Here is a 25,557-nt window from a genome sequence, read left to right as displayed (position 1 = left end):
GGTCTTTTGGAACGAGTTGTTCGAGACTTATCATCTCGATTTCATATTGGAGTGAGGGTGTATTTTTGAGCATAGGCATTTCCTTTTTTCGATATGCCTATTAGATCAAACCTCTAGAGGTATGTCTAGAGGTTTGTCAGCAGTCTGAGGCGGTAAACAATTACCGCCTAATTTGTGATAAAAATAAGTTTTAACTCAACCACCCCATCTGATGAACGATAAATAATAAGGTGAATGCAGTGAGGTAAAGTAAACCGATAAGTGAAAGCCACAATAACCCACCTTTCACTCTGTGTTCGCCTTTTAATACCAATAACAAATTCAAAGTAGCAAACACCGGCGTGGTGACAAATGAGGCAATCATTGCGAATTTAAGCATTGGTCCTAATGCATTATTAAAGAAGAAGATAATTAACGCACCGGAAACGGATGCGGCAACAAAGGCAATATTCAAATAACTTGCTCTTGTGCCTTTCTTTTTCAACAAAATGCGTAAACTTTCGACATTAGAACGAGAGTAGCCATCAATAACAGTAAGCGTTGTACCGAACATACAGAGGAAAGCAATCAACGCAATTAATCCTCTCGCCCAATCCCCAATGGTTGCGACATACATACCAATTAATTGAGCAACATATTTACCGCCTACCATTTCAACCGGCACACCTGAGCCATATTGCACCAAAGCACCTAATGCCAAAAATACTAACGCCAATAATGCTGTGCCAATATAACCCACATTAAAATCAAAAATACCATCCCGATAAGACACTTTGGTTAAGCGTTTTTTCGCCACTACCCACATTGAGTTGATAGCAGAAATTTCAATCGGTGCCGGCATCCATCCCATTAACGCCACAATAAACGCTAATGCACCTAACTGCCACGGGCTTTCACTCACATAACCTTCCGGCGCAACCGCACCACGAGAAGCGGCAATCGCAACCGCCAACACAGTGGCTAAAGTAAGGCAGATCATCACGAACTTGGATAAGCCATCCAAAATTCGATATTGCCCGAATAAAAGAATTGCAGTGCTCACCACCAACACGGTCAAACTCAATGTCGGCACCGGTAATGGTACAACGAAAGATAAAATCACGGCAGATAATAGAGATACAGCGGCTGTATTAATGACTGTTGCAAAAACATTCAATAAAAAGAACACAAACAGATAGACAGTTCCTTTCTCTTTATAACCTTCCAACAAGCTCTTATTTGTATCCAATGTATACTGCACGCCAAAACGGAAGAAGGGATACTTAAACAGATTTGCTAAAATAATAATTATCGCTAACTGCCAGCCATAAATCGCGCCGGATTGTGTTGAAGCGATAAGATGAGAACCGCCGACTGCTGCAGAAGCCATTAAAATTCCTGGTCCTAATGCAGAAAGGCGACTCTTAAATGTAGAGGGTTGTTCCTCAGAAGTAATAGTTGCTGACATAATTAATCTCTTCTTTATTTAATATAAATGAAACAGTTTTGTAATATCATCACAAAATTTTTATGAGATCAACTTCATAAAATAAGTAAAAAAGAGCAATCTTATTATATAAAACACTAATTTTTAGTCCATTTATAGTATAAAAAACTAACTTATAGCAATAAAAAGAAACTTATTTTTAAAGCAAAATAATAATTAGCGTTTAATTTTTTTTATAACTTCCACTATTCTTATGCTTAAACGGCTATCTTTTATACATAAAAAATAGCTAAATTACATTTTTTAATAAAGAAACTAACGCAATTCAAATCTTTCAAGTAAAATCTCCGCATCTCATCACCGCAATCAAATATTATGTTACTGACTATACTCTATTTAATTGGAATTACCGCTGAATCAATCACCGGCGCTTTAGCTGCCGGCAGAGAAAAAATGGATATTTTCGGCGTTATTATTATTGCGTCCGTTACCGCTATTGGTGGCGGTTCGGTTCGGGATGTGCTGTTAGGTCATTATCCATTAGGTTGGGTAAAACATCCGGAATATATCGTTATCGTTGCAGGAGCTGCGGTATTAACCGTGATCATTGCGCCATTAATGCGTTATTTAAAAGCGATTTTCTTAATTTTAGATGCACTAGGCTTAATTGTATTTTCCATTATTGGCGCACAAGTCGCGCTCACGATGGGGCACGGTTTTATTATCGCTTCCGTTGCAGCCATTATCACCGGCGCATTTGGCGGTGTGTTGCGCGATCTGCTCTGCAACCGGATTCCACTGGTCTTTCAAAAAGAACTCTATGCCAGTATCGCCTTTCTTGCTACCGCTATCTATATCGGTCTACAACACACCCATATTCCGCAAGATATTGTGATTTTAATCACTTTGGCAACCGGTTTTTTATTACGTTTATTAGCCATTCGCTTTGGATTGGGACTCCCGGTTTTTGATTATCAGGAAGATAAAAACTGGTCGTGGGTAGAAAAGCTACCAAAAAGGAAAAAATAATGAAGGAAATCACCTTTTATCAATGCTTTAGAGAAAATATTCTGAACGGTAGCAAAACCATTACTATTCGTGATGACAGTGAAAAAGATTTTAAAATCGGCAGCATCATTGATGTTTTTACTTTTGAACAACATCAGTGGTTCGCTAAAATCAAAATCCTTGCAATAACGCCAATCCAATTTTCTCAACTAACTGAAATGCACGCACAGCAAGAAAATATGACGCTAACCGAACTCAAACACGTGATCCGACAAATTTATCCTAATATTGAACAACTTTTTGTCATCCATTATCAATTAGTTTCAACAGACGGCGTTAATGAACGCTGACGCCAATAAGTGGCAAATTTCGGCTTACCGTTTTTGGTTAAGCCTCGGTATTTATAGGTGATTACCGAACCGATTGCCGGCGGATTAGCGCGATCAGCTAAGCTGAAACCGGAACCAATTTTAAATTGACCGCGTTCATTTTCACACGTCAGTGAGCCCATCACATTATGAAATTGTCCTTTGCCTTTATGATGGGCTATCACAGTACACTCTTCATCCTGATGACGCTTTAATTTTAAGATTTGGCTACTCCTCCCCACGATATAATTCGCTTTCGGATTTCTGACCACAATGCCTTCTCCGCCTAAACTTTCTACTTGATCAAGGAACTGATAAACCGCCTGTTTATTCTCTATCGGCATCTGAGGCAAAATTTCAATATAAGGCGTTGGGTGTTGTAACAAATATTGTCTAAGCACATCCAGCCTTTGCAGCAAATCTCCTTTTTCTTTCGGTACATCAAACACATATAATTTTAATTTATGCCAACCTTTATCTTTTATAGAACGGGTGATACTGGTGATCTCCTCAAATTTACCTCGCTCACTGAAAAGCTCGCCATCAATCGCAAACGGTGGAAAATCTTTAATAAAATAATCCGGCGGATTCAAAAGATTATCCTGACGAGTAATCAATTTCTCTCCATCCCAATATCCTCTCACGCCATCCAGTTTTTCGCTCATCACCCAACCTTGTAAATCTTGATCTTTGTACTCCTGCAACAACATCACCGACTCTTTCGCCAGCACAGAAAAAGAAATTAGACTTAAAAAAAGATATAAATAGTACATTGCTGTCCTCCTGTAATCACAGGCGTTCAGCATAAAGGATTTGATGGATATACAAGCAAAAAGAGAGGAAAAATGTGGCGCAGATCGAAAAAATAAAAAAAGGTTGATTGCTTTTCACAATCAACCTTGCCGTTAACAATACATTTTAAGCTTTATGTTTCATTGCCGGGAATAAAATCACATCACGAATTGATTCTGCATTGGCGAACAACATTGCCAAACGGTCGATTCCCAAGCCTTCGCCTGCTGTTGGCGGCAAACCGTGTTCCAACGCCACCACGAAATCTTCGTCTTTAAACATCGCTTCATCATCTCCCGCTTCTTTCGCTGCCACTTGCGCATTAAAGCGTTCATTTTGATCTTCCGCATCGTTCAATTCAGAGAAACCGTTACCAATTTCACGGCCACCGATAAATAATTCAAAACGATCGGTCACTTCCGGATTTTCATCATTACGGCGTGCCAATGGTGAAATTTCCGCAGGATGTGCCATTAAGAAAGTTGGTTGAATGAGGTGATGTTCTGCCACTTCTTCAAAAATCGCATTAACTAAACTACCCAAGCCCCAAGATTTTTGAATTTCGATACCCAGTTTTTCCGCTACCGCTTTAGCACGATCAAAATCGTAAAGATCTTCTTTCACAATGCCTTTATCCGCACCATATTTCAATACAGCATCGTGCATTGTGATACGCTCAAACGGTTTACCGAAGTCAAATTCATATTCACCGTAAGGCACGATTGTAGTGCCTAAAATATCCAATGCCAATTTGCGCAATAATTCTTCTGTATTATCCATTAAATCGTGATAATCCGCATAAGCTTGGTAATATTCAATCATCGTAAATTCCGGATTATGGCGCACAGAGACCCCTTCATTACGGAAATTACGGTTCAACTCAAACACACGCTCAAAACCACCGACAACAAGGCGCTTCAAATAAAGTTCCGGCGCAATACGAAGGTACATATCAATATCAAGCGCATTATGATGAGTAATAAACGGACGCGCCGCTGCACCGCCCGGAATCACTTGCAACATTGGGGTTTCGACTTCAATAAAACCTTTGCTGATAAAATATTCACGAATGCCGGCAATCACTTTTGAACGAATAATAAAAGTACGGCGAGATTCTTCATTAGAAATCAGATCTAAATAACGTTGGCGATAACGCATTTCTTGATCCGCTAAACCGTGGAATTTATCCGGTAATGGGCGCAATGCTTTGGTCAACAATTCAAGCGCAGTACAACGAACGGTCAATTCATTGGTTTTAGTTTTGAATAATGTTCCTTTTGCACCAACAATATCACCAAGATCAAGCATTGCCATAATTTCTTCATAAACCCCTTCAGGCAATAAATCTCTGGCAACATAAAGTTGGATTTTTCCACTCATATCCTGCAACGTGATAAAACTGGCTTTTCCCATTTTGCGACGTGTCATAATACGTCCGGCAACACTGACAGGAATTGCCTTCTCTTTTAATACTTCACCATCTTCATTTTCATATTGTTGATGAAGATCGCCTGCCAAACTGTCGCGGCGGAATGTATTCGGAAATGCATTACCTTTTTGGCGTAAGGTTGCCAATTTTTCACGGCGCGCCAGCATTTCTCCGTTTAAATCTAACTCTTGAGTATGTTCTGTCATTTTTTTACCTTTAAATTTTTACTGTATATTCTTGTGAATCGTTTATTCAATTCTTACCAAAATCTGCCAATTTTTATTTATTGAGCCAGCTCACCGCTAAAGCCCTGCTTTTAAGCTCGCTTCAATAAATCTATCCAAATCACCGTCCAATACGGCTTGTGTATTGCGATTTTCAACGCCGGTGCGTAAATCTTTAATGCGTGCATCATCCAACACATAGGAGCGAATCTGACTGCCCCAACCAATATCCGACTTACTCTCTTCCAGTGCCTGTTTCTCAGCATTTTTCTTTTTCAATTCAAGCTCATACAATTTTGCTTTTAATTGTTTCATTGCCTGATCTTTATTTTTATGCTGGGAACGATCATTTTGACACTGCACCACAATACCGGTCGGCATATGTGTAATGCGCACCGCACTCTCAGTTCGGTTTACGTGTTGCCCACCCGCACCCGATGCACGATACACATCGATACGCAAATCTGCCGGATTGATTTCAATATCAATATCATCATTAATTTCAGGATAGACAAAAACCGCACTAAAAGAGGTGTGGCGACGATTATTGGAATCAAACGGGCTTTTACGCACTAAACGATGGATGCCGGTTTCCGTGCGCAGCCAACCGAACGCATATTCACCGCTAACACGAATAGTCGCTGATTTAATACCGGCAACATCACCATCGGACACTTCCATTAATTCGGCTTTAAAGCCTTTGCTTTCTGCCCAACGTAAATACATCCGCAGCAACATTTCGGTCCAGTCCTGCGCCTCAGTACCGCCTGAACCGGCTTGCAAATCCACATAACAATCAGCGGCATCATTGGCGCCACTGAACATTCTTCTAAACTCAAGCTTAGCCAAGCTCTGCTCCAGCTGATCCAATTCAGCAACAGCTTCATCAAATGTTGCCTGATCATCCGCTTCAATTGCTAATTCCAATAATCCGTCAACATCATCCAAACCTTGTTGCAACGATTTAATGGTATTTACCACCGCCTCTAACGAAGAGCGTTCCTTACCTAAGGCTTGCGCTTTTTCCGGATCATTCCATACATCCGGCTGCTCCAATTCAGCACTGACCTCTTCTAAACGTTCGACTTTATTGTCGAAGTCAAAGATACCCCCTAAGTGCAGAGGTTCTTTCACTAATATCACTGATTTTATTTTTTACAGGATTAATCTCAAACATAGCTTTTCATTTATTCTTTCGGTTTTCAGAACGCGTGATTATAAAATATTCTGTTGTTTTAGCCTAGTTTCTTTAACAAGAAAATTAGGTGTGATTTTTGCATTATGTTAAGATATGCGCCTTATTTTTAGATAGTTTTCGCTATTATTTTTGTAATTTTCAACTAAAAAGGAAACGCAATGAAATCAGAATTAGATACTTCAACCCTTTCCTATCGAGATAAAATGGCGATTGAGGAATATGAACGTCTTAGCCCTCGTTTATTATATGAAATTATTCGACAAGACGGCATTGAAGAGCTGACCCGTCCGACAAAAGCGCTTATTTTTTCCGGGATTACTGCCGGTTTAGTCGTCACCTTTTCGTTTGTTTTTAAGGCAATCTTTACCGCCTATTTGCCTAAAGAAAGCTGGTCACCTTTGGTTACCAATATGGGATATACCGTTGGCTTTCTGCTTGTAATTCTCGGCAGAATGCAGTTATTTACGGAAAACACCATCACCACAGTTGTGCCGCTGTTTAATCCGTTAACTTGGCGTAAAGTCACGGCGGTTGCGCGTTTGTGGTCTATCGTCTTTGTTTCAAACTTAGTCGGTACCGCATTAGCCGCCCTATTTTTACAGAATCATCAAGCGTTTAATCCGGAATTTGTCAATGCGATGCACGAAATCGCAATGCACGTTAAGCATATGACGATTTCCGAAAATATTCTAAAAGGCATCCCGGCTGGAATACTGATTGCTTCTATCGTTTGGATGATGCCGTCGGTTAATAGTGGAAAATTTATTATGATTTTCTTCTTTATTTATTTAATAGCTCTCGGTGATTTTGCGCACGTTATTGTCGGTTCTGCGGAAATTGCCTATCTCGTGTTCCAAGGTGAAGCCTCGCTTTACGACTACTTCATCACTTTCTTATTACCAACCTGTTTCGGTAATATCCTAGGCGGAACGGTAGTTTTTACAATGATGATTTATGGTCAGGTTAATCAAGAAATTGAAATTCAAGCGAAAAAATAAGTAATTAAGTAATAAAAAACGGTAGGCTCTTAAACCTACCGTTTTTTCTAGATTCTTGCGTGGTTACGCAGCCAAAATACGACGTATTTCTTCCGCACTGAGGTGGTATTCGTGTGGACAACTACGCCAAACAGCCAACATTTTTTGATATTTTTCTGCCATACAGATTTGTGCATCATTATCATCGGCATAAAATTCAACATCAGCGTAAAGCTTTTCACTTTCCCGCAAAAATTTCACATATTGGCAATATTTTTTCTCTCTAATCGCACAATAACCAATAAATTTAATTTGGTTAGCGCTGATAGCAGATTTATCCGGCAAATTGTTGTAGCAAACCTGTAATGCGTGATACATCTCCAAAGTATTACGTACCATATCGCATTCCGCTTCACTCAAATAAGAAAAATCTTTGTCCAATTCTGCCAGTTCCTTTGCAAAACCGGATTGCACAATGGTTTTCAAGCGGCGAAACTGCGCTGCTTGTTCCGGATTTAATAATGCCATTAATTCATATTGGTTAGCCAAAATTAAGCGTTGAGTGGATGTCATTTCCATATTTTTATCCTTTTCTAAATCAAAAATTAAACTGCCGACTACTGTAAAGGATTCTTCGCCTGTAGTTATTAATTTCAATCAATAAAATTAAAGATTAATCGATTTCATCTAAAATATTTTTATCCAGCTTCTCGCTCGCTTTCGTTTCTGACTTACCATCACTCACTTTGAATTTAAGGTTTTGGAAATAGGCTTCGCGATAAGTGACATACGGATCTTGCGACTGCTTCAACAATGCATCCTGATCCAATACGCTTGCTCGCTTATCCACCCCTTGAATTCCCCATTTCAAAATGCTCCAAGGTCCCAGCAAAGAGAGCATCGGATAGGTCATATCAACTAAATGCCCTAAGTCCTGGCGCGGTGTCGCAGCACCATACCCTGGCACCATCACATAAGCACCAGTACCAACACCATAATGCCCCAACATATCACCAAATTCACGCTTTTCCTGCTTTTTTAATGGTTCACTTGCACTGGCAAGATCAATAAAGCCTCCTAAACCAAAAATCGTATTAATCCAAAAACGGTCAAAATGCACCATTGCTTGTTTAAAATTACCTTCCAATAAGCGATTAACAAAGCTCATAGGCTCATCTAAATTATCTGCAAAATTAATAATTCCAGTTTTCACTGGTTGTGGCACATAATCACGCCAACCTTTAGCCATAGGACGTACAATATAGGGATCAAGATAACTATAATTTACGTTCCACATTGTACGGTTAACCCCCTGTAATGGGTCACTGCGTTTTCCCTTATCCTGATGGCTTGAGCAACCACCAACCAGAATTATTACCATTGCAGTAAATAATGTTTTTTTCAATTGTCTTACCATAGTCATTCCCATTTTATTTTTCTCTAAACTTTATTTATTCTAATCAAATTTCAGGCTGAAAAAAATCGTTAAATCAAAAATACCACTTGCCTTAAATGAATAAATATTCAAAAATATTGCATATTATTTCATAAAGTGCACTACAACATTAACAATTAAACAAGATTGTTAGCGGTTGAAACATTGTATTTAATCGTTTGCTCAATTAAAATAATGCGATTTTTTCGGTTTTAGCGAAAACTTTCAGGCACAATTTAGCCAAAAGCGTAAATCGCCATTTGATCTAAGTTGTGGTTAATGAGCATTCGTAAGTGTTCAACCTAACACATAAAATTATTTAGGAGTAATTGATGTCTGAACAAGCTATCCTCGTCCTTGCTGACGGTTCTGTTTTCCGGGGTAAAGCCATTGGCGCATTAGGGCATACCATCGGCGAAGTGGTTTTTAATACTTCAATGACCGGTTATCAGGAAATCCTCACTGATCCTTCCTATACCAAACAAATTGTTACCTTAACCTATCCACATATCGGCAACACCGGCGCCAACAGTGAAGATGTAGAATCTGATGCCGTTTACGCTGCCGGTTTAATTATTCGTGATCTTCCGCTCTTGCATAGTAACTTCCGTAGCGAAATGTCTTTGCAACAATATTTACAACAAAACAATGTGGTTGCGATTGCCGATATTGATACGCGCCGATTAACACGTCTATTACGTGATAAAGGTGCAATGCCGGGTTGCATTATGGCAGGCGAAATTGATCAGCAAAAAGCGTTGGAACTGGCACAAAGTTTCGGTTCAATGGCGGGCAAAGACCTTGCGAAAGAGGTAACTTGCAAAAATAGTTATGAATGGACTGAACGTGTTTGGCAGCTTGGTTTGGGCTATCCGCAACAACAACATTGCCGTTTTCACGTTGTCGCTTACGATTTCGGTGTTAAACGTAACATTCTCAGAATGTTGGCGGAACGCGGTTGCCATATTACTGTTGTGCCGGCTACAACACCGGCAAGTGAAGTATTAGCACTTAATCCGGACGGCATTTTCCTTTCTAACGGGCCGGGTGATCCTGAACCTTGTGAATATGCTATTACCGCCATCCGTCAATTATTAGAAAGTAAAAAACCAATTTTCGGTATCTGTTTAGGGCATCAATTACTCGGTTTAGCGGTTGGTGGAAAAACTAAAAAAATGGCATTCGGTCATCACGGTGGCAACCACCCGGTTGAAGATTTAGATAGCAAAAAAGTGTTAATTACCAGTCAAAATCACGGTTTTGAAGTGGATGCTGATAGCTTGCCGCAGAATGTTCGTATCACACATCGTTCTCTGTTCGATGGTTCGGTTCAAGGAATTGAATTGACAACACAATCCGCTTTTTCGTTCCAAGGGCATCCGGAAGCCAGTCCGGGACCGCACGATGTTGCTTATCTTTTTGATAAATTTATCCACGAAATGGATATAGCAAGCCATACCCAAACAGCAACTTCTTATGTGGCACGTTAATCAGTAAAGTGAGTGAAAAATAATTATGCCAAAACGCACAGACATTAAAACAATATTAATTATCGGTGCCGGTCCAATCGTTATCGGGCAGGCGTGTGAATTCGACTATTCCGGTGCGCAAGCCTGTAAAGCTTTGCGTGAAGAGGGGTATAAAGTCATCCTGGTTAACTCAAATCCAGCGACCATTATGACCGACCCAAATATGGCTGATGTTACCTATATTGAGCCAATTCGGTGGCAAACGGTGGAACAAATTATCGCCAAAGAGCGCCCGGATGCCATTTTGCCGACAATGGGCGGACAAACTGCATTGAACTGCGCATTAGATCTTTCCAAAAACGGTATCTTACAAAAATATAATGTGGAATTAATCGGTGCGACTGAAGATGCGATTGATAAAGCGGAAGATCGTGGTCGATTCAAAGAGGCAATGGCAAAAATCGGCTTACATACACCGAAATCTTTCGTTTGTCATACCTTTGCTGAAGCGTGGCAAGCTCAAGAGCAAGTCGGCTTTCCAACCTTAATTCGTCCTTCTTTCACGATGGGGGGCTCCGGTGGCGGTATTGCCTATAACCGAGAAGAATTCCAAGCCATTTGCGAACGTGGTTTCGATGCCTCCCCGACTCACGAATTATTAATTGAACAATCGGTGCTGGGCTGGAAAGAGTATGAAATGGAAGTAGTACGTGATAAAGCCGATAACTGTATCATTGTCTGCTCCATTGAAAACCTTGATCCAATGGGTGTACACACCGGCGATTCTATCACTGTTGCGCCGGCACAAACATTAACTGATAAAGAATACCAAATTATGCGTAATGCCAGCCTTGCGGTATTGCGTGAAATCGGTGTTGATACCGGTGGTTCAAACGTGCAATTTGCTATCAATCCTGAAAACGGCGAAATGATCGTGATCGAAATGAATCCTCGCGTCAGTCGTTCTTCTGCACTTGCATCAAAAGCGACCGGTTTCCCGATTGCCAAAGTAGCCGCTAAATTGGCGGTCGGTTACACCTTAAACGAGTTGCGCAACGACATCACCGGTGGCTTGATTCCATCCTCTTTTGAACCTTCGATCGATTATGTGGTCACCAAAGTGCCACGTTTTGCCTTTGAAAAATTCCCACAAGCGGATGATCGTTTAACCACCCAAATGAAATCCGTTGGTGAAGTAATGGCTATGGGCCGGACTTTCCAAGAAAGTTTGCAAAAAGCCTTGCGCGGTTTGGAAACCGGCATTTGTGGTTTCAATTTGCGTTCAGAAGATAATGAAAAATTACGTCACGAAATTTCTAATCCCGGCCCTGAACGCCTACTCTATGTTGCCGACGCTTTTGGTTTAGGTTGGTCATTGGATGAAGTTTATCGTTACACTAAAATTGATCCTTGGTTCTTACGCCAAATTCAAGATCTGGTACAAGAAGAGTTGGCATTGGAACAAAAAACGTTGGATCAGTTGGATTACGCTGAGTTGCGCCGTTTAAAACGAAAAGGTTTCTCCGACAAACGTATCGGACAATTAACCAAAACCAGTGAAAGTGAAGTGCGCGCACGTCGTAATCAATTTAATCTGCATCCGGTTTATAAACGTGTTGATACCTGTGCCGGGGAATTTAATTCAGATACTGCTTATCTCTACTCTTGTTATGAAGAGGAGTGTGAAGCCAACCCATCAGATCGTAAAAAAATTATGATTTTAGGTGGCGGTCCAAACCGTATCGGTCAAGGAATCGAATTCGATTACTGCTGTGTGCACGCCGCGCTTGCCTTGCGTGAAAGCGGTTTTGAAACCATTATGGTTAACTGCAATCCGGAAACCGTTTCTACTGATTTTGATACTTCCGATCGTCTCTATTTTGAACCGCTAACACTTGAAGATGTGTTAGAGATTATTCATATCGAAAATCCGTATGGCGTCATTGTGCATTACGGAGGTCAAACGCCGTTGAAACTGGCCAATAAATTGCAAGAAAATGGCGTCAATATTATCGGTACTTCAGCCGACAGCATCGATGCCGCAGAGGATAGACAGCGTTTCCAACAGATCTTAAATGATCTTAAATTGAAACAACCGTCCAATCGTACTGCCAAAAATGCCGAAGAAGCGGTGAAATTAGCTGATGAAGTCGGTTATCCGTTGGTGGTGCGTCCATCTTATGTTTTAGGCGGTCGTGCAATGCAGATTGTTTATAATGTGGATGAACTTAACAAATATATGCGCGAAGCCGTACAGGTTTCCGAAGACAGCCCGATCTTATTGGATCACTTCCTTGATAACGCTATCGAAGTCGATGTTGACTGTATTTGTGATGGTAAACAGGTTGTGATCGGCGGTATTATGCAGCACGTTGAGCAAGCAGGTATCCATAGCGGCGACTCAGCTTGTTCTCTTCCGGCATATTCATTAAGTCAACAAATTCAGGATGAGATCCGCCGTCAAACCACTGAAATGGCATTCGCATTAAAAGTGGTTGGTTTGATGAACGTGCAATTTGCCGTTAAAGGCGATACAGTTTATGTGCTTGAAGTCAATCCGCGCGCCTCTCGTACCGTGCCTTTCGTCAGCAAAGCTACCGGTGTGCCTTTAGCAAAAATCGCCGCACGCGTGATGGCTGGAATTTCTTTAGCCGAACAAGGTGTCAGCAAAGAGGTGATTCCGGAAAAATTTGCGGTTAAAGAAGCGGTATTCCCATTCATTAAATTCCCGGGTGTCGATACCATTTTAGGCCCTGAAATGCGTTCTACCGGTGAAGTAATGGGCGTAGGAGAAACTTTTGCTGAAGCCTTTATCAAAGCACAACTTGGTGCCGGCGAACATATTCCACACGGTGGCAAAGTGTTCCTCTCTGTTGCCGATCAAGATAAACAACGTTTATTGGATGTCGTCAAACAGTTACAAGCTCTCGGCTTCGGTTTATGTGCAACTTACGGTACGGCTAAATTCCTTGCCGAACAAGGCATTATTGTTCAACACGTGAATAAAGTTCGTGAAGGTCGCCCGCACATTGTTGATGCAATTAAGAACGGTGAAATTGCACTGGTTATCAACACTGTTGACGGCAAACCGGAATCTGTTGCTGATAGCCATTCTATTCGTCGTAGCGCTTTGCAGCATAAAGTGATGGTGTTGACCACAATGAACGGTGCTGCCGCTTTGGCAAACGGCTTACACAAACTTGATCAATTAAATATCTATTCATTACAGGGCTAGAATCAATAACGCCTTACCTTGCTGACTTTAGTGGGTAAGGCGTTTTATTTCCAAAAAAAACGCAAACGTTTGCATTTTTTAATAGTAGATTGTCGCCGACTCAGGTAAAATTCTTCCCCTATTTTCCTTTCGTTATAATTTAAGGTATCTCAATGTCTAATATGCTTGAACAGCGTTTTGAACTCTCCGCCCGCAAAAGTTCTTTACGCCAAGAAATTATTGCTGGGCTCACAACATTCTTGGCAATGGTTTATTCCGTTATTGTTGTGCCGGGAATGTTAAGTAACGCCGGTTTTTCCGCTGAATCCGTCTTTATTGCGACCTGTTTAGTAACAGGTTTAGGTTCAATTCTTATTGGTTTTTGGGCAAATGCACCGATGGCTATCGGCGTGGCAATCTCATTAACCGCCTTTACCGCTTTTAGCTTAGTGCTTGGGCAACAAGTCAGTATTCCGGTAGCATTGGGTGCCGTTTTCTTAATGGGGGTTGTCTTTACATTAATTTCCGCCACCGGTATTCGTGCCTGGATTTTACGTAATCTGCCAGCCAGTATCGCACACGGTGCCGGTATCGGAATCGGTCTATTCCTGCTTTTGATTGCTGCGAACGGTGTAGGTTTGGTGGTCGGTAATGATGCCGGTTTACCGGTTAAATTAGGTGATTTCACCTCTTTCCCAGTAATGATGGCTTTGATCGGTCTTGCCGCCATTATCGGTTTGGAACGTTTGAAAGTAAAAGGTGGCATTCTGTTAGTGATTATCGCCATCACCATTATCGGTTTAATTTTCGATCCTAATGTTAAATTTTCCGGTCAGATTTTCAAATTGCCTTCTTTCGGTGAAACCTCTCATTTCTTACAGTTGGATATCGCCGGTGCATTGCAACCAATGGTTTTACCGGCAGTGTTCGCCTTAGTAATGACAGCTGTTTTTGATGCAACCGGTACCATTCGAGCTGTTGCCGGTCAAGCCAATCTTTTGGATAAAGATGGGCAAATCATTAACGGTGGCAAAGCCTTGACGTCAGACTCATTAAGCAGCTTGTTCTCCGGCTTATTCGGCACCGCACCTGCAGCCGTTTATATCGAATCAGCAGCCGGTACTGCTGCCGGCGGTAAAACCGGAATCACCGCCATTGTTGTCGGTTTATTATTCTTATTAATGTTGTTCTTCCAACCGTTAGCAGCTTTAGTGCCGGGCTATGCCACTGCACCGGCATTGATGTACGTTGGCTTATTAATGTTGAGCAATGTCGCTAAATTGGATTTCGATGATTTCGTTGCCGCAATGAGCGGTTTAATCTGTGCGGTATTTATCGTACTGACCGCCAATATCGTTACCGGCATTATGTTAGGTTTCGCCTCTTTAGTTATCGGACGAATCATTGCCGGTGAATGGCGTAAACTCAACCTTGGTACAGTCATTATTGCGATCATTTTAGTGATATTCTATGCCGGCCACTGGGCTATCTAATCTGACTATTAGGTTTTGTCATTTCGACAAAACCTAATTTTCTTTGAAAAATAGGTTTTCAATGTGCGTTAACGCTAAATTTATGCTATTTTTAACTCTGTTCTATCCTAATTAGAAGGTTACTTTATTTATGGAAAAAGTGATTATCGATGAAAGCCAGTTTTTTCGTACGATCTCACGTATCTCCCATGAAATTATTGAAAAACACCAAACATTGGATGATTTAATCATCGTGGGTATTCGCCGTAGAGGCGCTGAAATTGCCGATCTTTTACGGCAGAAAATTGCGCAGCTGACCGGCATAATCCTGCCCTATATGGAACTGGACATCACTTTTTATCGTGACGATTTGCAATATGCTGAAGCGAGCGAATCTCCGGTTTATCACGGTGCTTCGGAAGCCATTAATATTCAAAATAAAAAAGTTATCCTAGTGGATGATGTATTATTTACCGGTCGAACTATTCGTGCGGCATTGGATGCACTGATTGATTTCGGTAGGGCTGCAAAAATCGAACTGGTGATTTTTGTCGATCGGGGACATCGTGAATTGCCTATTCGCGCCGATTATGTTGGTAAGAATATCCCAACTTCAAGGCAAGAACAGGTGCAAGTGAAAACAATGAAATATGATGGCTGTTATCAAGTGGATTTAATAAGGAACGATTAAGAACCTTTTTTTCATTTTGTCATCTAATGTGAAACGTAACATAGTACAAAACATAGCAAATAGGACAATAGGTTATGAAAACGAAATGGATCAAATTTTTACTGTTAGTAGGTTGTTTATCGTTAGCGACAACAGGTTATGCCGTAGAAAAAGTTGTAGCGACCGTTGACGGTACGCCGATATTAAGTAGTCAAGTTAAACAGGCTTTGGGTAAACGTACCAATACTGAAGCCAATCGTGCCGCTGCCTTGAATGACATCATTGATGATATGTTGGTACAAAAAGCAATCAAAGGTGCTAACATCAATGTATCTCAACAACAAATTCAACAAATTATGCATCAAATCGCTAATGAAAACGGCTTAACCTATGGTCAATTCTTGGATGCGTTGGATTATCAAGGCATCGGTGAAGCCAAATTCCGTCAACAGATTGCTCACCAAATTATTATGGGGCAGGTTCGCAATAAGGCGATAAGTGAAAGTATCTCGGTTTCACGCGAACAAATCGAGAAATTAGGTAAGCAGATGTACAACGAAGCGAAACAAAAAGGTACGCTGAAAACAGTAAAATCGCCGCAATATCTTGTCAGTCATATCTTGATCAAAACTAATCCGCTGTTAAATGATGCTCAGGCGAAAAAACAGTTGTCTAGTTTGCGCAGTGATATTATCGCCGGTAAAACAACTTTCGCAGCAGCAGCTAAAACTTACTCCAAAGATTACCTTTCCGGCGCTAACGGTGGCAGCTTAGGCTGGAATTTCCCTGAAGTATATGAACCGGAATTCCAATCCATGGTGAAAAACAGCAAAAAAGGTGTGATTTCTCAACCATTTAAAACAAAATATGGTTGGCATATTTTAGAAGTGGTTGATAAACGTGATGGTGATAAAACGAAAGAAGCCTATATGCAAAAAGCCTATCAGCAAGTGGTTAATCAGCAAGCAATGGAAGCCTCTAAAGATTGGGTGAAAACGTTGAGAAAATCAGCCGATATTAAGATTTTACAAAAATAATTGCTCGGTTATTCAACATTAAGCGATTTAGTTATAATAGCGACCGCACACACTGTGTGCGGTTATTTTTTCTAGAAAAGAACTTGCTAAAACAACAATAAATACATTCTGTCGCCACCAACAGCAAGATTCCAACTATTGAGGAGATTTTGATGAATTCAAAAACACATTTAGGACATACGGCACGAAAACGTTTCGGGCAAAACTTTTTACACGATGATCAAATTATTCAAAGTATTGTTGCTGCGATTAATCCGCAAGCAAATGATTTTCTCATCGAAATTGGTCCCGGTCTCGGTGCCTTGACCGAACCGGTTGCTGAACAAATTGAACATTTAACCGTGATCGAATTGGATCGTGATTTAGCAGAAAGATTACGCCACCATCCGTTTCTACATCAAAAATTGACCGTTATTGAGCAAGACGTAATGCGTTTTGATTTTCAACAATTAGCACAGCAGGCAGACAAACTATTACGAATTTTCGGCAATTTACCTTATAACATTTCAACACCTTTGATGTTTCACCTTTTTCAATATCACGATGTTATTCAAGATATGCACTTTATGCTGCAAAAAGAGGTGGTAAACCGTTTATGCGCCGGTCCGAATAATAAAGCATACGGTCGTTTAACCATTATGGCGCAATATTTCTGCCAAGTAATTCCGGTATTGGAAGTGCCACCATCGGCGTTCAAACCAGCACCGAAAGTGGATTCTGCTGTAGTTCGTTTGGTGCCGCATAAGGTTTTGCCTTATCCGGTAAAAGATCTCTACTGGCTAAATCGCGTTTGTACTCAGGCCTTTAATCAACGCCGTAAAACATTAAGAAACTCTTTGATGGATCTGTTTACGGCAGAACAACTGGTTGAATTAGAGATTAAACTGACCGATCGTGCAGAAAATCTCACTATTGCCGATTACGCTCGCCTCGCCAATTGGCTTGCCGATAATCCACCGCTTGCCGATGCCGGAACTGTCAATCAAGATGAGGAAGAATAATGGAATATATTACGTTATTGATCGGCATTGTCGGCATTCTTTGGGGTGCAGATCGTTTCACTGATGGCGCTATTGCCGTTGCTCGCCGTTTTCAAATTAATGAATTAATTATTGGTTTAACCATTGTTGCTTTCGGTACTTCACTGCCTGAATTCATTACCAGCTTCTGGGGAGCATTAAAAGGTAATTCCGGTGTTTCTGTCGGCAATATTATTGGCAGCAACCTGTTTAATACTTTGGTTATTGTCGGTGCCAGTGCGCTCGCCTCACCTATTATGATCAAAGCAAGTTCGGTTAAAAAGGAGATTCCTTTTGCGCTGTTAGCCTCGTTAGCTTTCATTTTCCTCTGTTTTGATCGTTTACTAAACAATCAAGCGATCGACTTTATTTCGCGTGGTGATGGCTTAATTTTATTGCTGTTTTTCGCTATTTTCCTAAGTTATACCTTTGCTAATGCCAAGCAGGATCAATCAGAGGAAAGTGAACAGGATGAAACTACACCGCTCTCTTCATTAAAAATTGCATTCTATCTGCTCATTGGTCTAGCAGTACTAATTATCGGCGGCGATTTCTTTGTTTCCGGCGCGATTCAAATCGCACAAAATTTCGGGGTCAGTGATGCTGTCATCGGTTTAACCATTGTTGCCGGCGGTACTTCACTTCCTGAATTGGCTACATCTGTTTTTGCTGCTAAAAAAGGAAGTTCCGATCTGGCAATTGGTAACGTTGTCGGCAGCAATATTTTCAATATTTTCTTCGTGATGGGTGCCTGTTCAAGCGTATTTCCGCTTGCTGTCGGTGATATTTCTTATCTTGATTTCGCAATGCTGATTATCAGTATGCTCTTACTTTGGCTATTTGCGGCAACAGGCAGAAAAATATCCCGAAGTGAAGGTGCGATACTGCTCGCAACTTATTTTATCTACCTCGCTTATTTACTCATTACACTATAAAGAGAAGGGGAATTTATGGCGACCTATATTGTTGGCGATTTACAAGGTTGTTTCGATGAACTGCAACTGCTGTTACAACAAGTTCATTTTAATCCGGCACAGGATAAACTCTATCTGGTCGGTGATCTGGTCGCTCGCGGCGATAAATCGCTCGAATGCCTACGTTTTGTCAAAGCATTGGGTAAATCAGCACAAACCGTATTGGGCAATCACGATCTGCATTTGCTTTCTACCGCTTTTGGCATTAAGAAAATCAAAGCAAAAGATCATGTTGATGCTATTTTTTCCGCGCCGGATTTTAAAGACTTGATTGATTGGCTGCGTCATCAGCCTTTACTGATTGATCGTTCCGATCTTGGTTTCGTCATTACTCACGCCGGTATCTGTCCGCAATGGAATTTGGCAACGGCGAAACAGTGTGCTGCGGAAGTTGAACAGGTATTGCAACAAGGTGATTATCTACAATTATTACGTGAAATGTATCAAAACTCACCGGATCTCTGGTCTGAAGATTTAAGCGGCATTGAACGTTTGCGTTACAGCATTAATGTTTTTACGCGTATGCGTTACTGCTATCCGGACAATCGCTTAGAATTTGCGTGTAAATTACCGCCAAATGAAGCGCCGGCACCATTAAAACCTTGGTTTGAATTAGACAACCCATTGTATCAACAAACAGCAATTTTATTCGGGCACTGGGCAAGTCTGGTTGATTATCCAACACCAAAAAATATTTATGCGTTAGATACCGGCTGTGTTTGGGGTAATAGATTAACGATGTTACGTTGGGAAGATAAACAGTTATTTACTCAACAGGCTGTGAAAGCCTACTTTTAGGCATTAAAAAAGTCGCTATTACAAAAAATAGCGACTTTTTTTACACTGGAATTATTTTACAGCGTCTTTTAAAGCTTTACCGGAAACAAATGCAGGCACTTTAGTTGCTGGGATTTTGATTTCTTTACCGGTTTGAGGATTACGTCCTGTACGTTCTTGGCGCTGGTTAACTTTAAATGTACCGAAACCAATTAATTGTACTGCGTCACCTGCTTTAAGGCTTTCAGTAATTGCTTCCAATGCTGCTTCCAATGCTGCCTTAGAATCCTTTTTACTTAACTTAGTTTTTTCTGCAATTACGTCCACTAATTCAGTTTTGTTCATAAATATTACCCTCTATATTTTACTGTGGTTTAGAAATTGAATAGATTCTCTTTCAATTTTCTTGAAAAAGCCGAGATAGCCTCGTTGGTGAACATCCCTTGATCCACCCCAGCTCAAGCCTTGTCTTGAGTGAACAGATTAATCTAACTTTCATCATATTAAAAGTGATTTATCACTAAAATTAGAAAAAAGTCACATTAATTGCTTAATTCAACTCCGATGTTACTCATTTTTGTGGCACGGATCTCATTTTTCAGACTGTTAATCACCTCAACATCTCGCTTTTCCAGCTCATTCAGTGTGCGATAAATTGCCCATTGAATATCCAATTCATCAATAATTAATTCATTATTTTTCAATTCATCATCACTAAAATGACGATTTTCTTCGGTTTCTAATAACGACACGATGGTTTGCAACGATAACACACTAATTTTAACCGCCTGCTCTAAGCTTTCTCCACCAATCAGCGCGTGCAACAGATCAGATAACGCCTCACAAGCATCCACTGCCGGCACAATACCAAAAAAATCGTAATCATTAATATCCGGAATAACCTGTTCAAACTTCTCCAATTGGTGTTCGAAATTAATATTCGCCCCTTTAATGGTTAAATGCTCCCAAACAAGATTCAGAATATTATGGTAAACCTTCGCCTGCTGCGGTTGCTCTATAATATTGCAAAACATTGCGAAATTGGGGTACATCCGCTCACACAAACAGGCCATAAAAACACACTGTTGCCAACTTTCCAAATTTGCCAAACGCTTTTGAATCGGGTTTCTCATCTCTACCTCTTAGGCTGTTTTATACTCTTTTGAATAACGATGGATCGCATCAACAAACACTTTAGGGCTTTCAACCGGCACATCCTGATGAATGCCGTGCCCTAGATTAAAGACGTGCCCATAACCTTTGCCATACCCGGCTAAAATGGTTTTCACTTCCTGTTCAATTCGTTCCGCCGGTGCATATAACACGCTCGGATCCATATTGCCCTGCAATGCCACTTTATCACCCACACGCGCTTTTGCCTGCGCAATATCAACTGTCCAATCCAGACCAATGGCATCACATCCGGTGTCGGCAATCGCCTCCAACCACAAACCTCCACCTTTCGTAAATAAAGTCACCGGCACAGTCCGCCCTTCGGATTCCCTAATCAACCCTTTGACAATTTTTTCCATATAACGCAATGAAAATTCACGATATTGTTGGTGAGCCAACACACCGCCCCAGGTATCAAAGACCATTACTGCCTGTGCGCCGGCTTTAATCTGCGCATTAAGATACAAAATCACACTATCCGCTAATTTATCCAATAAAGCGTGTAACAATGCGGGTTCGCTATAGAGCATTTTTTTAATCTTGGTAAACGCTTTGCTTGATCCGCCCTCTACCATATAAGTCGCTAATGTCCACGGGCTACCGGAAAAACCGATTAATGGCACTGCTCCATTTAACTCACGACGAATGGTTCTCACTGCATTCATCACATAGCCTAACTCCTGCTCCGGATCAGGAATCGGTAATTGCGCTATATCCGCCTGACATTGAATCGGTTTCACAAATTTAGGTCCTTCCCCTGCCCCAAAACTCAACCCTAACCCCATCGCATCCGGAATGGTTAAAATATCGGAAAACAGGATTGCCGCATCCAGATCATATCTACGCAATGGCTGTAAAGTGACCTCACACGCCAACTCCGCATTACGACATAACGACATAAAATCGCCGGCTTGCGCCCGAGTCGCCTTATATTCAGGCAAATAGCGCCCGGCTTGACGCATCATCCAAACCGGCGTCATATCAACCGGTTGCCGTAATAAGGCGCGTAAATAACGATCATTTTTTAATTGGGTCATAAATTATTTATCCTCTGCACAAAGTGCCAATGTTGTTTTAATCAATTTGCGTGCAATTGTTCCCTCCTCCGGCAATAGAGGAAGTTCATCATCATAACGAAACCATTTTGCATCGTGAATTTCATTATCTTGTAAACGAATTTCACCGCTGTCATAATCCGCCAAAAAACCGACCATTAATGAATTTGGAAATGCCCAAGGCTGGCTGCCGAAATAGCGAATATTCTTCACTTTTAAGCCGACTTCTTCAAAAATCTCTCGCTCAACTGTTTGCTCCAATGATTCGCCCTCTTCGACAAAACCTGCCAATGTAGTGTAAATGCCGCCGATATGACGTTGATGATTTGCCAATAAAATCTCTTTTCCTCTTCTAATGGCTACAATAATTGAAGGGCAAATCACCGGATAATGACGATAACCGCATTTAGGGCATTCCACTGCAAACTCATCAGTAGGCAAATAAGTTTTTTCGCCACATTTTCCACAATAACGGTGAGTTTTAAAGAAATAATTCAAAGCGACGCCACGATTTAATAAGTTAAATTCCTGTTCATTACGGTAAAGCTGTGAACGTAACGATACGTACTCGCGATGCTCATCATTAGGAATCTCTTCTACTAACCATAACGGTTGTTGGCGATATTCGCCAATCACACAACCGGATAAACCATCAACTCCACATAATGCCGCATCGCCATAAGGCAACTCTCCCTGTTGCAAATAAATTGCCGATCCTTGCGTTAATAACCAATATCCTTGATTCTGTTTGTGAATAGTCTGCATCATTATTTACACCTCTTTAATGATCAAGCTTCGACCTTTCTCCAATTTTTTGCCGGCTATTATAGCGAAATTCCGCCCATTCCGTTGTTTTTTTACTTTGCGATAAACAAGCAAAATGATTGGCGGAAGCGTATAGCACATACAACGATAATAACGAAGAAATTAAGGATATGATTATTTACAAATATTTAGCGCAACACTGTTTGAATTTTCGCCCTGAATGACAAAAACAGGGCTCTTTTAATCCCCATTTAGTGACAACAGTCGGATCTAAAAAATACCATTGTTGAGCAATCCGTACAAAAGCAGACAATTCGTGGTGTGTCATTCGTTTATTTTCGTGAAGAAAAAAAGCGTTAAATTCAACCAACGCGTGATTATTATCCATTTTCGGCACAACTTTTACGATCTCCAAGCCGTCCCATTCAGTATTGCGCGCCCATTGATATAACGCCTTGCTGTTTAATAACGTTTGTTGCAGCGGTACTGTCGTCTTTACAATATAATCAATCTCTGCCAATACAAATGCTGAATAACGGGAACGCATTAATTGTTCCGCAGTAGACGCTATTTTTTGATATTGATGTAACGGCTGACAACAATCTTGATATTCCAATCCGGATTGGCAAGGACATTGCATATTATAGTTTCCTTTCATTGTTCTAATCTCTTTTATATTTCCGTATAGCAGAACACGATGCATTTACAAACATCAAATGTTAAAAAAACTTACATTTTATATCATTATTATTCACATAATAGAAAAAGTTGTTATAAAAAATGCAAGTTTTTTTCAGTTTATCGATCAACCTCACATAATCAATTTTTTTATCATAAAAACGTTTCTAAATAAAAAATTTTATTGATATATTTTCTATGCAATCGTTACCGCTAGTGCAATTTTTGTTTAAATTACATCAACCGTAGGTGAATTATTATGATTCTGCAAAATTATACAGGAAGAAACACTGACGAAGTATCTAGAATTATGGGGGAATTAGTTGGAACGGTCGTAATAAAGAGTCTTTTTAACGGCTATGGTATTTTCAAAGACTCTCATATGTTTGCTATCTATAGAAATAATGTTGTTTATATTCGAGCTGTTGGCGAATTAGCAAAACTTATCCTTCAACTTGGAGGTGTCCCCTATCCATATACATCACCTTCAAATATGTATTTCTATCTACCTAAAGAAATTACTGAAGATAAGCAAAAATATCGTTCATTGATATTACTTTCTATAGAACAAGTCAAACAGGAAAAGCAGCAAACTAAGAAAAAACGCCAATCTCGTATTAAGGATCTACCGAACCTTAATTTCAAACACGAGTTGTTATTGGATCGTGTTGATATCAAAAACGTCCGCACCCTAAGACAGGTTGGGGCAATAGAAACTTATATTCGGATCAGAAAATTGATTGGAAATGTCCATCTAGATCTGTTTTGGAAACTCGTTGGCGCATTGCAGCACAGATATTATTCACTTATTACGTATGAGGAGCGATTACAACTATTACAGGAACTCAATTTCGCACTAAAAAATGCGAATTTATCTGAAGAATCAATGAAATTTAGGAGGTAACTTAGCGTCTTAATAAAACTTAATCTGGAATTGCAAAATTCAACCAAATATTGGGTGTACTAGTCGGTAAAGATTATAACGTTAAATACCTGTTGATACATTTATTAACAGGTATTTAATTTTTCATCACGCCACAATCCTCATTAAACCCCTCTTACTCCTTTCGAATTCATTAAACAACTTGACAGCGACAAGCTCACGGTAGAAACCGCCGAATTAGAAAGCTATGTTAATAAAAAAACAGGCTACCGCACCACAGGCGTGAAACTCGGTGATCAGCTGTTTACTGCCGACAAAGGCTTTGATTATCACGCCGGACGCAGTGTGTATAAACCGAATTTGGATAATTACCCCGAAGCCTTAGCCCATCAATTTGCCAAACGGGAAATGGGTGGGGAGAGTTTTAAGTTAGATTACCAACAGCTTGAAAAAGAATATCGACAGCTAAAAACAGATTTGAATTTTAGTGGGAAATTAACAAATACCCAAATACAACAAATCAGTAACCATTTGCGACTTGAGTATAAATTTTCAGCAGGGATGTTGAATGTGACAGATAAAGCTAGACTAGGAAGCAAAACTGCTACGGTATGGCTTTCTGATGCCACTTTAATTAAACAGTTTAATAGTCGTGAAGGACAGGATTTTGATGTTGATATTTATGCAATGTTGCCGGATTTAATTTATGAGCCTGATATTATATTGAAATCAGATTCTAATGAGGCTTTAAGTAAAATATATTTTTTCAAATATATAGCTGAACATTGGCATATGGTAGTAGTGAAACATTTGAAAAATTATAATGAGTTGTTTGCTGAGAGTTTTCGTATTACTAATGAGAAAGAATTAAAAAAATTTAGAAAACAATATAAAACAATAAAATAGAACCACCGGGCAGGGCTCGAAATCACCTGCACACAATCCCCGGTACTCTTTCAACCGTTCGTTTGCGATCGTCGAGATTATCATCGCTTTTCCGGTGGCTAGAAGGGATATTACTATGATTAAAATAGAAGTCAATAATGTTGAACAACTCCTCAAACAATTAACCGCATTGAGTCAAGGTGTGGTTTATAAAGCCCCGTTAATGCGGCAAATTGCCGGCACAATGCAAACCGCCGTTGATCGCAATTTTGCGGCAGGTGGTCGTCCGAAATGGTTAGGGCTAAAAGCAAGACAAGGAAAACCGTTAATTGACAGCGGTGAATTACGCAATAGCATTAATGCTCGTTGGGACAATGATTATGCAATGGTCGGTACTAATCTGCCTTATGCCGCCCTGCATCATTTTGGCGGCACAATCAAAGCAAAGCGAGCAAAATACCTGAAATTTAAGGTCGGCGATAAATGGGTACAGAAAAAGCAGGTGACTATTCCTGCGCGTCCATTTGTAGTGGTACACTAATTTTGCAGTCCTCAATAGGTGGTAAACTATCACAAAAAGAGGATATTAAGATGAGAAGAACATTTAGCCCGGATTACAAAGTTGCCGC

25 protein-coding genes are annotated in these 25,557 nt (G+C 40.4%); 14 read left to right on the top strand and 11 right to left on the bottom strand.

Annotation, left to right across the window (positions count from 1 at the left end; genetic code table 11):
* Positions 1-190: 190 nt before the first annotated feature.
* On the bottom strand, positions 191-1,447 hold the full coding sequence (locus A3EO_RS0106405) for an NRAMP family divalent metal transporter (protein ID WP_018346473.1): 1,257 nt from the start codon (positions 1,445-1,447) through the stop codon (positions 191-193).
* A gap of 354 nt (positions 1,448-1,801) precedes the next feature.
* Here A3EO_RS0106405 and A3EO_RS0106400 point away from each other — a divergent pair, with 354 nt between their 5' ends.
* Complete coding sequence (locus A3EO_RS0106400; RefSeq protein ID WP_018346472.1) at positions 1,802-2,455, top strand: trimeric intracellular cation channel family protein; 654 nt, start codon at positions 1,802-1,804, stop codon at positions 2,453-2,455.
* The gene (gene yqfB, locus A3EO_RS0106395) at positions 2,455-2,784 is read left to right on the top strand and encodes a N(4)-acetylcytidine aminohydrolase (protein ID WP_018346471.1); all 330 of its coding nucleotides are present in this window, start codon (positions 2,455-2,457) and stop codon (positions 2,782-2,784) included. The genes A3EO_RS0106400 and yqfB overlap by 1 nt, the downstream gene beginning before the upstream one ends.
* Here yqfB and A3EO_RS0106390 read toward each other — a convergent pair.
* The 3 genes from A3EO_RS0106390 to prfB all read right to left on the bottom strand — a co-directional run bounded on the left by A3EO_RS0106390 (position 2,748) and on the right by prfB (position 6,424).
* On the bottom strand, positions 2,748-3,575 hold the full coding sequence (locus A3EO_RS0106390) for a DNA ligase (protein ID WP_018346470.1): 828 nt from the start codon (positions 3,573-3,575) through the stop codon (positions 2,748-2,750). The two genes, yqfB and A3EO_RS0106390, sit on opposite strands and share 37 nt — an antisense overlap.
* Positions 3,576-3,720: 145 nt before the next feature.
* Complete coding sequence (gene lysS / locus A3EO_RS0106385; protein ID WP_018346469.1) at positions 3,721-5,229, bottom strand: lysine--tRNA ligase; 1,509 nt, start codon at positions 5,227-5,229, stop codon at positions 3,721-3,723.
* Positions 5,230-5,325: 96 nt separating this feature from the next.
* A protein-coding gene (gene prfB / locus A3EO_RS0106380) for a peptide chain release factor 2 (RefSeq protein ID WP_115241568.1) occupies positions 5,326-6,424 on the bottom strand; the annotation gives its coding sequence in 2 pieces (ribosomal slippage) (positions 5,326-6,348 and positions 6,350-6,424; 1,098 coding nt in all).
* Positions 6,425-6,603: 179 nt separating this feature from the next.
* On the opposite strand from prfB, the gene A3EO_RS0106375 reads away from it, so the two are divergent.
* Entirely contained in the window at positions 6,604-7,443 is an 840-nt protein-coding gene (locus A3EO_RS0106375) for a formate/nitrite transporter family protein (protein WP_018346468.1), read from the top strand.
* A 63-nt stretch (positions 7,444-7,506) separates the two neighbouring features.
* Here A3EO_RS0106375 and A3EO_RS0106370 read toward each other — a convergent pair whose 3' ends face one another.
* Positions 7,507-8,001, bottom strand: a complete 495-nt coding sequence (locus tag A3EO_RS0106370; protein ID WP_018346467.1) for a YfbU family protein — start codon at positions 7,999-8,001, stop codon at positions 7,507-7,509.
* Between the two features lie 94 nt (positions 8,002-8,095).
* Complete coding sequence (locus A3EO_RS0106365; protein ID WP_018346466.1) at positions 8,096-8,839, bottom strand: MlaA family lipoprotein; 744 nt, start codon at positions 8,837-8,839, stop codon at positions 8,096-8,098.
* Between the two features lie 350 nt (positions 8,840-9,189).
* Between A3EO_RS0106365 and carA the strand changes: the two genes are divergently transcribed.
* The 8 genes from carA (at position 9,190) to apaH (ending at position 19,510) form a co-directional block, all read left to right on the top strand.
* Positions 9,190-10,347 carry a glutamine-hydrolyzing carbamoyl-phosphate synthase small subunit gene (carA, locus tag A3EO_RS0106360; RefSeq protein WP_018346465.1) on the top strand — a complete coding sequence of 386 codons (1,158 nt, stop codon included), beginning with the start codon at positions 9,190-9,192 and terminating at the stop codon, positions 10,345-10,347.
* Positions 10,348-10,372: 25 nt separating this feature from the next.
* A complete protein-coding gene (gene carB, locus A3EO_RS0106355; RefSeq protein WP_018346464.1) occupies positions 10,373-13,561 on the top strand; it encodes a carbamoyl-phosphate synthase large subunit in 3,189 nt (1,062 codons plus the stop codon).
* Positions 13,562-13,713: 152 nt separating this feature from the next.
* A complete protein-coding gene (locus A3EO_RS0106350) occupies positions 13,714-15,033 on the top strand; it encodes an NCS2 family permease (RefSeq protein ID WP_018346463.1) in 1,320 nt (439 codons plus the stop codon).
* 130 nt (positions 15,034-15,163) lie between these two features.
* Positions 15,164-15,703, top strand: coding sequence for a bifunctional pyr operon transcriptional regulator/uracil phosphoribosyltransferase PyrR (gene pyrR, locus A3EO_RS0106345; RefSeq protein WP_013745693.1), 540 nt, complete (start codon positions 15,164-15,166; stop codon positions 15,701-15,703).
* Positions 15,704-15,777: 74 nt separating this feature from the next.
* On the top strand, positions 15,778-16,719 hold the full coding sequence (locus tag A3EO_RS0106340; RefSeq protein ID WP_018346462.1) for a peptidylprolyl isomerase: 942 nt from the start codon (positions 15,778-15,780) through the stop codon (positions 16,717-16,719).
* A 152-nt stretch (positions 16,720-16,871) separates the two neighbouring features.
* Positions 16,872-17,720, top strand: coding sequence for a 16S rRNA (adenine(1518)-N(6)/adenine(1519)-N(6))-dimethyltransferase RsmA (rsmA, locus tag A3EO_RS0106335; RefSeq protein WP_018346461.1), 849 nt, complete (start codon positions 16,872-16,874; stop codon positions 17,718-17,720).
* Positions 17,720-18,673, top strand: a complete 954-nt coding sequence (locus tag A3EO_RS0106330; RefSeq protein ID WP_018346460.1) for a calcium/sodium antiporter — start codon at positions 17,720-17,722, stop codon at positions 18,671-18,673. Before rsmA ends, A3EO_RS0106330 begins: the two co-directional genes overlap by 1 nt.
* Before the next feature lie 15 nt (positions 18,674-18,688).
* Positions 18,689-19,510 carry a bis(5'-nucleosyl)-tetraphosphatase (symmetrical) ApaH gene (gene apaH / locus A3EO_RS0106325; protein WP_018346459.1) on the top strand — a complete coding sequence of 274 codons (822 nt, stop codon included), beginning with the start codon at positions 18,689-18,691 and terminating at the stop codon, positions 19,508-19,510.
* Between the two features lie 51 nt (positions 19,511-19,561).
* Here apaH and hupA read toward each other — a convergent pair whose 3' ends face one another.
* The 5 genes from hupA to A3EO_RS0106300 form a co-directional block, all read right to left on the bottom strand.
* Positions 19,562-19,834 carry a nucleoid-associated protein HU-alpha gene (gene hupA / locus A3EO_RS0106320; protein ID WP_013745698.1) on the bottom strand — a complete coding sequence of 91 codons (273 nt, stop codon included), beginning with the start codon at positions 19,832-19,834 and terminating at the stop codon, positions 19,562-19,564.
* Between the two features lie 197 nt (positions 19,835-20,031).
* A complete protein-coding gene (locus tag A3EO_RS0106315; protein WP_018346458.1) occupies positions 20,032-20,622 on the bottom strand; it encodes a YjaG family protein in 591 nt (196 codons plus the stop codon).
* Positions 20,623-20,631: 9 nt separating this feature from the next.
* Positions 20,632-21,699: a uroporphyrinogen decarboxylase gene (hemE, locus tag A3EO_RS0106310; RefSeq protein ID WP_018346457.1), complete on the bottom strand. Its 1,068-nt coding sequence runs from the start codon at positions 21,697-21,699 to the stop codon at positions 20,632-20,634.
* A gap of 3 nt (positions 21,700-21,702) precedes the next feature.
* The gene (gene nudC, locus A3EO_RS0106305; RefSeq protein WP_026211031.1) at positions 21,703-22,482 is read right to left on the bottom strand and encodes an NAD(+) diphosphatase; all 780 of its coding nucleotides are present in this window, start codon (positions 22,480-22,482) and stop codon (positions 21,703-21,705) included.
* A gap of 178 nt (positions 22,483-22,660) precedes the next feature.
* A complete protein-coding gene (locus A3EO_RS0106300) occupies positions 22,661-23,140 on the bottom strand; it encodes a YchJ family protein (protein WP_026211030.1) in 480 nt (159 codons plus the stop codon).
* A 279-nt stretch (positions 23,141-23,419) separates the two neighbouring features.
* Here A3EO_RS0106300 and A3EO_RS0106295 point away from each other — a divergent pair, with 279 nt between their 5' ends.
* The 3 genes from A3EO_RS0106295 (at position 23,420) to A3EO_RS12725 (ending at position 25,469) form a co-directional block, all read left to right on the top strand.
* Entirely contained in the window at positions 23,420-24,064 is a 645-nt protein-coding gene (locus A3EO_RS0106295; protein WP_013745703.1) for a TfoX/Sxy family DNA transformation protein, read from the top strand.
* A gap of 324 nt (positions 24,065-24,388) precedes the next feature.
* Positions 24,389-24,949: a PBECR3 domain-containing polyvalent protein gene (locus A3EO_RS12730; RefSeq protein ID WP_248660646.1), complete on the top strand. Its 561-nt coding sequence runs from the start codon at positions 24,389-24,391 to the stop codon at positions 24,947-24,949.
* A 115-nt stretch (positions 24,950-25,064) separates the two neighbouring features.
* Positions 25,065-25,469 (top strand): phage virion morphogenesis protein, encoded by a 405-nt coding sequence (locus A3EO_RS12725; RefSeq protein WP_018346453.1) that lies wholly within the window; start codon positions 25,065-25,067, stop codon positions 25,467-25,469.
* The last annotated feature ends 88 nt before the right edge of the window (positions 25,470-25,557 follow it).

This window comes from Gallibacterium anatis DSM 16844 = F 149 (assembly GCF_000379785.1).
GTDB lineage: Bacteria > Pseudomonadota > Gammaproteobacteria > Enterobacterales > Pasteurellaceae > Gallibacterium > Gallibacterium anatis.
Note: the sequence above shows the minus strand (reverse complement) of the source record. Positions and strands in the feature narration are given on the sequence as shown.

Excerpts from the sequence above, each read along its gene's own strand:
- A3EO_RS12725 (WP_018346453.1), top strand. The coding sequence starts at position 25,065 with ATGATTAAAATAGAAGTCAATAATGTTGAACAACTCCTCAAACAATTA.
- A3EO_RS0106365 (WP_018346466.1), bottom strand. The coding sequence starts at position 8,839 with ATGGTAAGACAATTGAAAAAAACATTATTTACTGCAATGGTAATAATT.
- nudC (WP_026211031.1), bottom strand. The coding sequence starts at position 22,482 with ATGCAGACTATTCACAAACAGAATCAAGGATATTGGTTATTAACGCAA.
- A3EO_RS0106340 (WP_018346462.1), top strand. The coding sequence starts at position 15,778 with ATGAAAACGAAATGGATCAAATTTTTACTGTTAGTAGGTTGTTTATCG.
- A3EO_RS0106400 (WP_018346472.1), top strand. The coding sequence starts at position 1,802 with ATGTTACTGACTATACTCTATTTAATTGGAATTACCGCTGAATCAATC.
- A3EO_RS0106300 (WP_026211030.1), bottom strand. The coding sequence starts at position 23,140 with ATGAAAGGAAACTATAATATGCAATGTCCTTGCCAATCCGGATTGGAA.
- hemE (WP_018346457.1), bottom strand. The coding sequence starts at position 21,699 with ATGACCCAATTAAAAAATGATCGTTATTTACGCGCCTTATTACGGCAA.
- A3EO_RS0106375 (WP_018346468.1), top strand. The coding sequence starts at position 6,604 with ATGAAATCAGAATTAGATACTTCAACCCTTTCCTATCGAGATAAAATG.
- A3EO_RS0106295 (WP_013745703.1), top strand. The coding sequence starts at position 23,420 with ATGATTCTGCAAAATTATACAGGAAGAAACACTGACGAAGTATCTAGA.
- apaH (WP_018346459.1), top strand. The coding sequence starts at position 18,689 with ATGGCGACCTATATTGTTGGCGATTTACAAGGTTGTTTCGATGAACTG.
- A3EO_RS0106370 (WP_018346467.1), bottom strand. The coding sequence starts at position 8,001 with ATGGAAATGACATCCACTCAACGCTTAATTTTGGCTAACCAATATGAA.
- pyrR (WP_013745693.1), top strand. The coding sequence starts at position 15,164 with ATGGAAAAAGTGATTATCGATGAAAGCCAGTTTTTTCGTACGATCTCA.
- A3EO_RS0106350 (WP_018346463.1), top strand. The coding sequence starts at position 13,714 with ATGTCTAATATGCTTGAACAGCGTTTTGAACTCTCCGCCCGCAAAAGT.
- lysS (WP_018346469.1), bottom strand. The coding sequence starts at position 5,229 with ATGACAGAACATACTCAAGAGTTAGATTTAAACGGAGAAATGCTGGCG.
- A3EO_RS0106330 (WP_018346460.1), top strand. The coding sequence starts at position 17,720 with ATGGAATATATTACGTTATTGATCGGCATTGTCGGCATTCTTTGGGGT.
- A3EO_RS0106315 (WP_018346458.1), bottom strand. The coding sequence starts at position 20,622 with ATGAGAAACCCGATTCAAAAGCGTTTGGCAAATTTGGAAAGTTGGCAA.
- yqfB (WP_018346471.1), top strand. The coding sequence starts at position 2,455 with ATGAAGGAAATCACCTTTTATCAATGCTTTAGAGAAAATATTCTGAAC.
- A3EO_RS0106405 (WP_018346473.1), bottom strand. The coding sequence starts at position 1,447 with ATGTCAGCAACTATTACTTCTGAGGAACAACCCTCTACATTTAAGAGT.
- hupA (WP_013745698.1), bottom strand. The coding sequence starts at position 19,834 with ATGAACAAAACTGAATTAGTGGACGTAATTGCAGAAAAAACTAAGTTA.
- A3EO_RS0106390 (WP_018346470.1), bottom strand. The coding sequence starts at position 3,575 with ATGTACTATTTATATCTTTTTTTAAGTCTAATTTCTTTTTCTGTGCTG.
- carB (WP_018346464.1), top strand. The coding sequence starts at position 10,373 with ATGCCAAAACGCACAGACATTAAAACAATATTAATTATCGGTGCCGGT.
- carA (WP_018346465.1), top strand. The coding sequence starts at position 9,190 with ATGTCTGAACAAGCTATCCTCGTCCTTGCTGACGGTTCTGTTTTCCGG.
- rsmA (WP_018346461.1), top strand. The coding sequence starts at position 16,872 with ATGAATTCAAAAACACATTTAGGACATACGGCACGAAAACGTTTCGGG.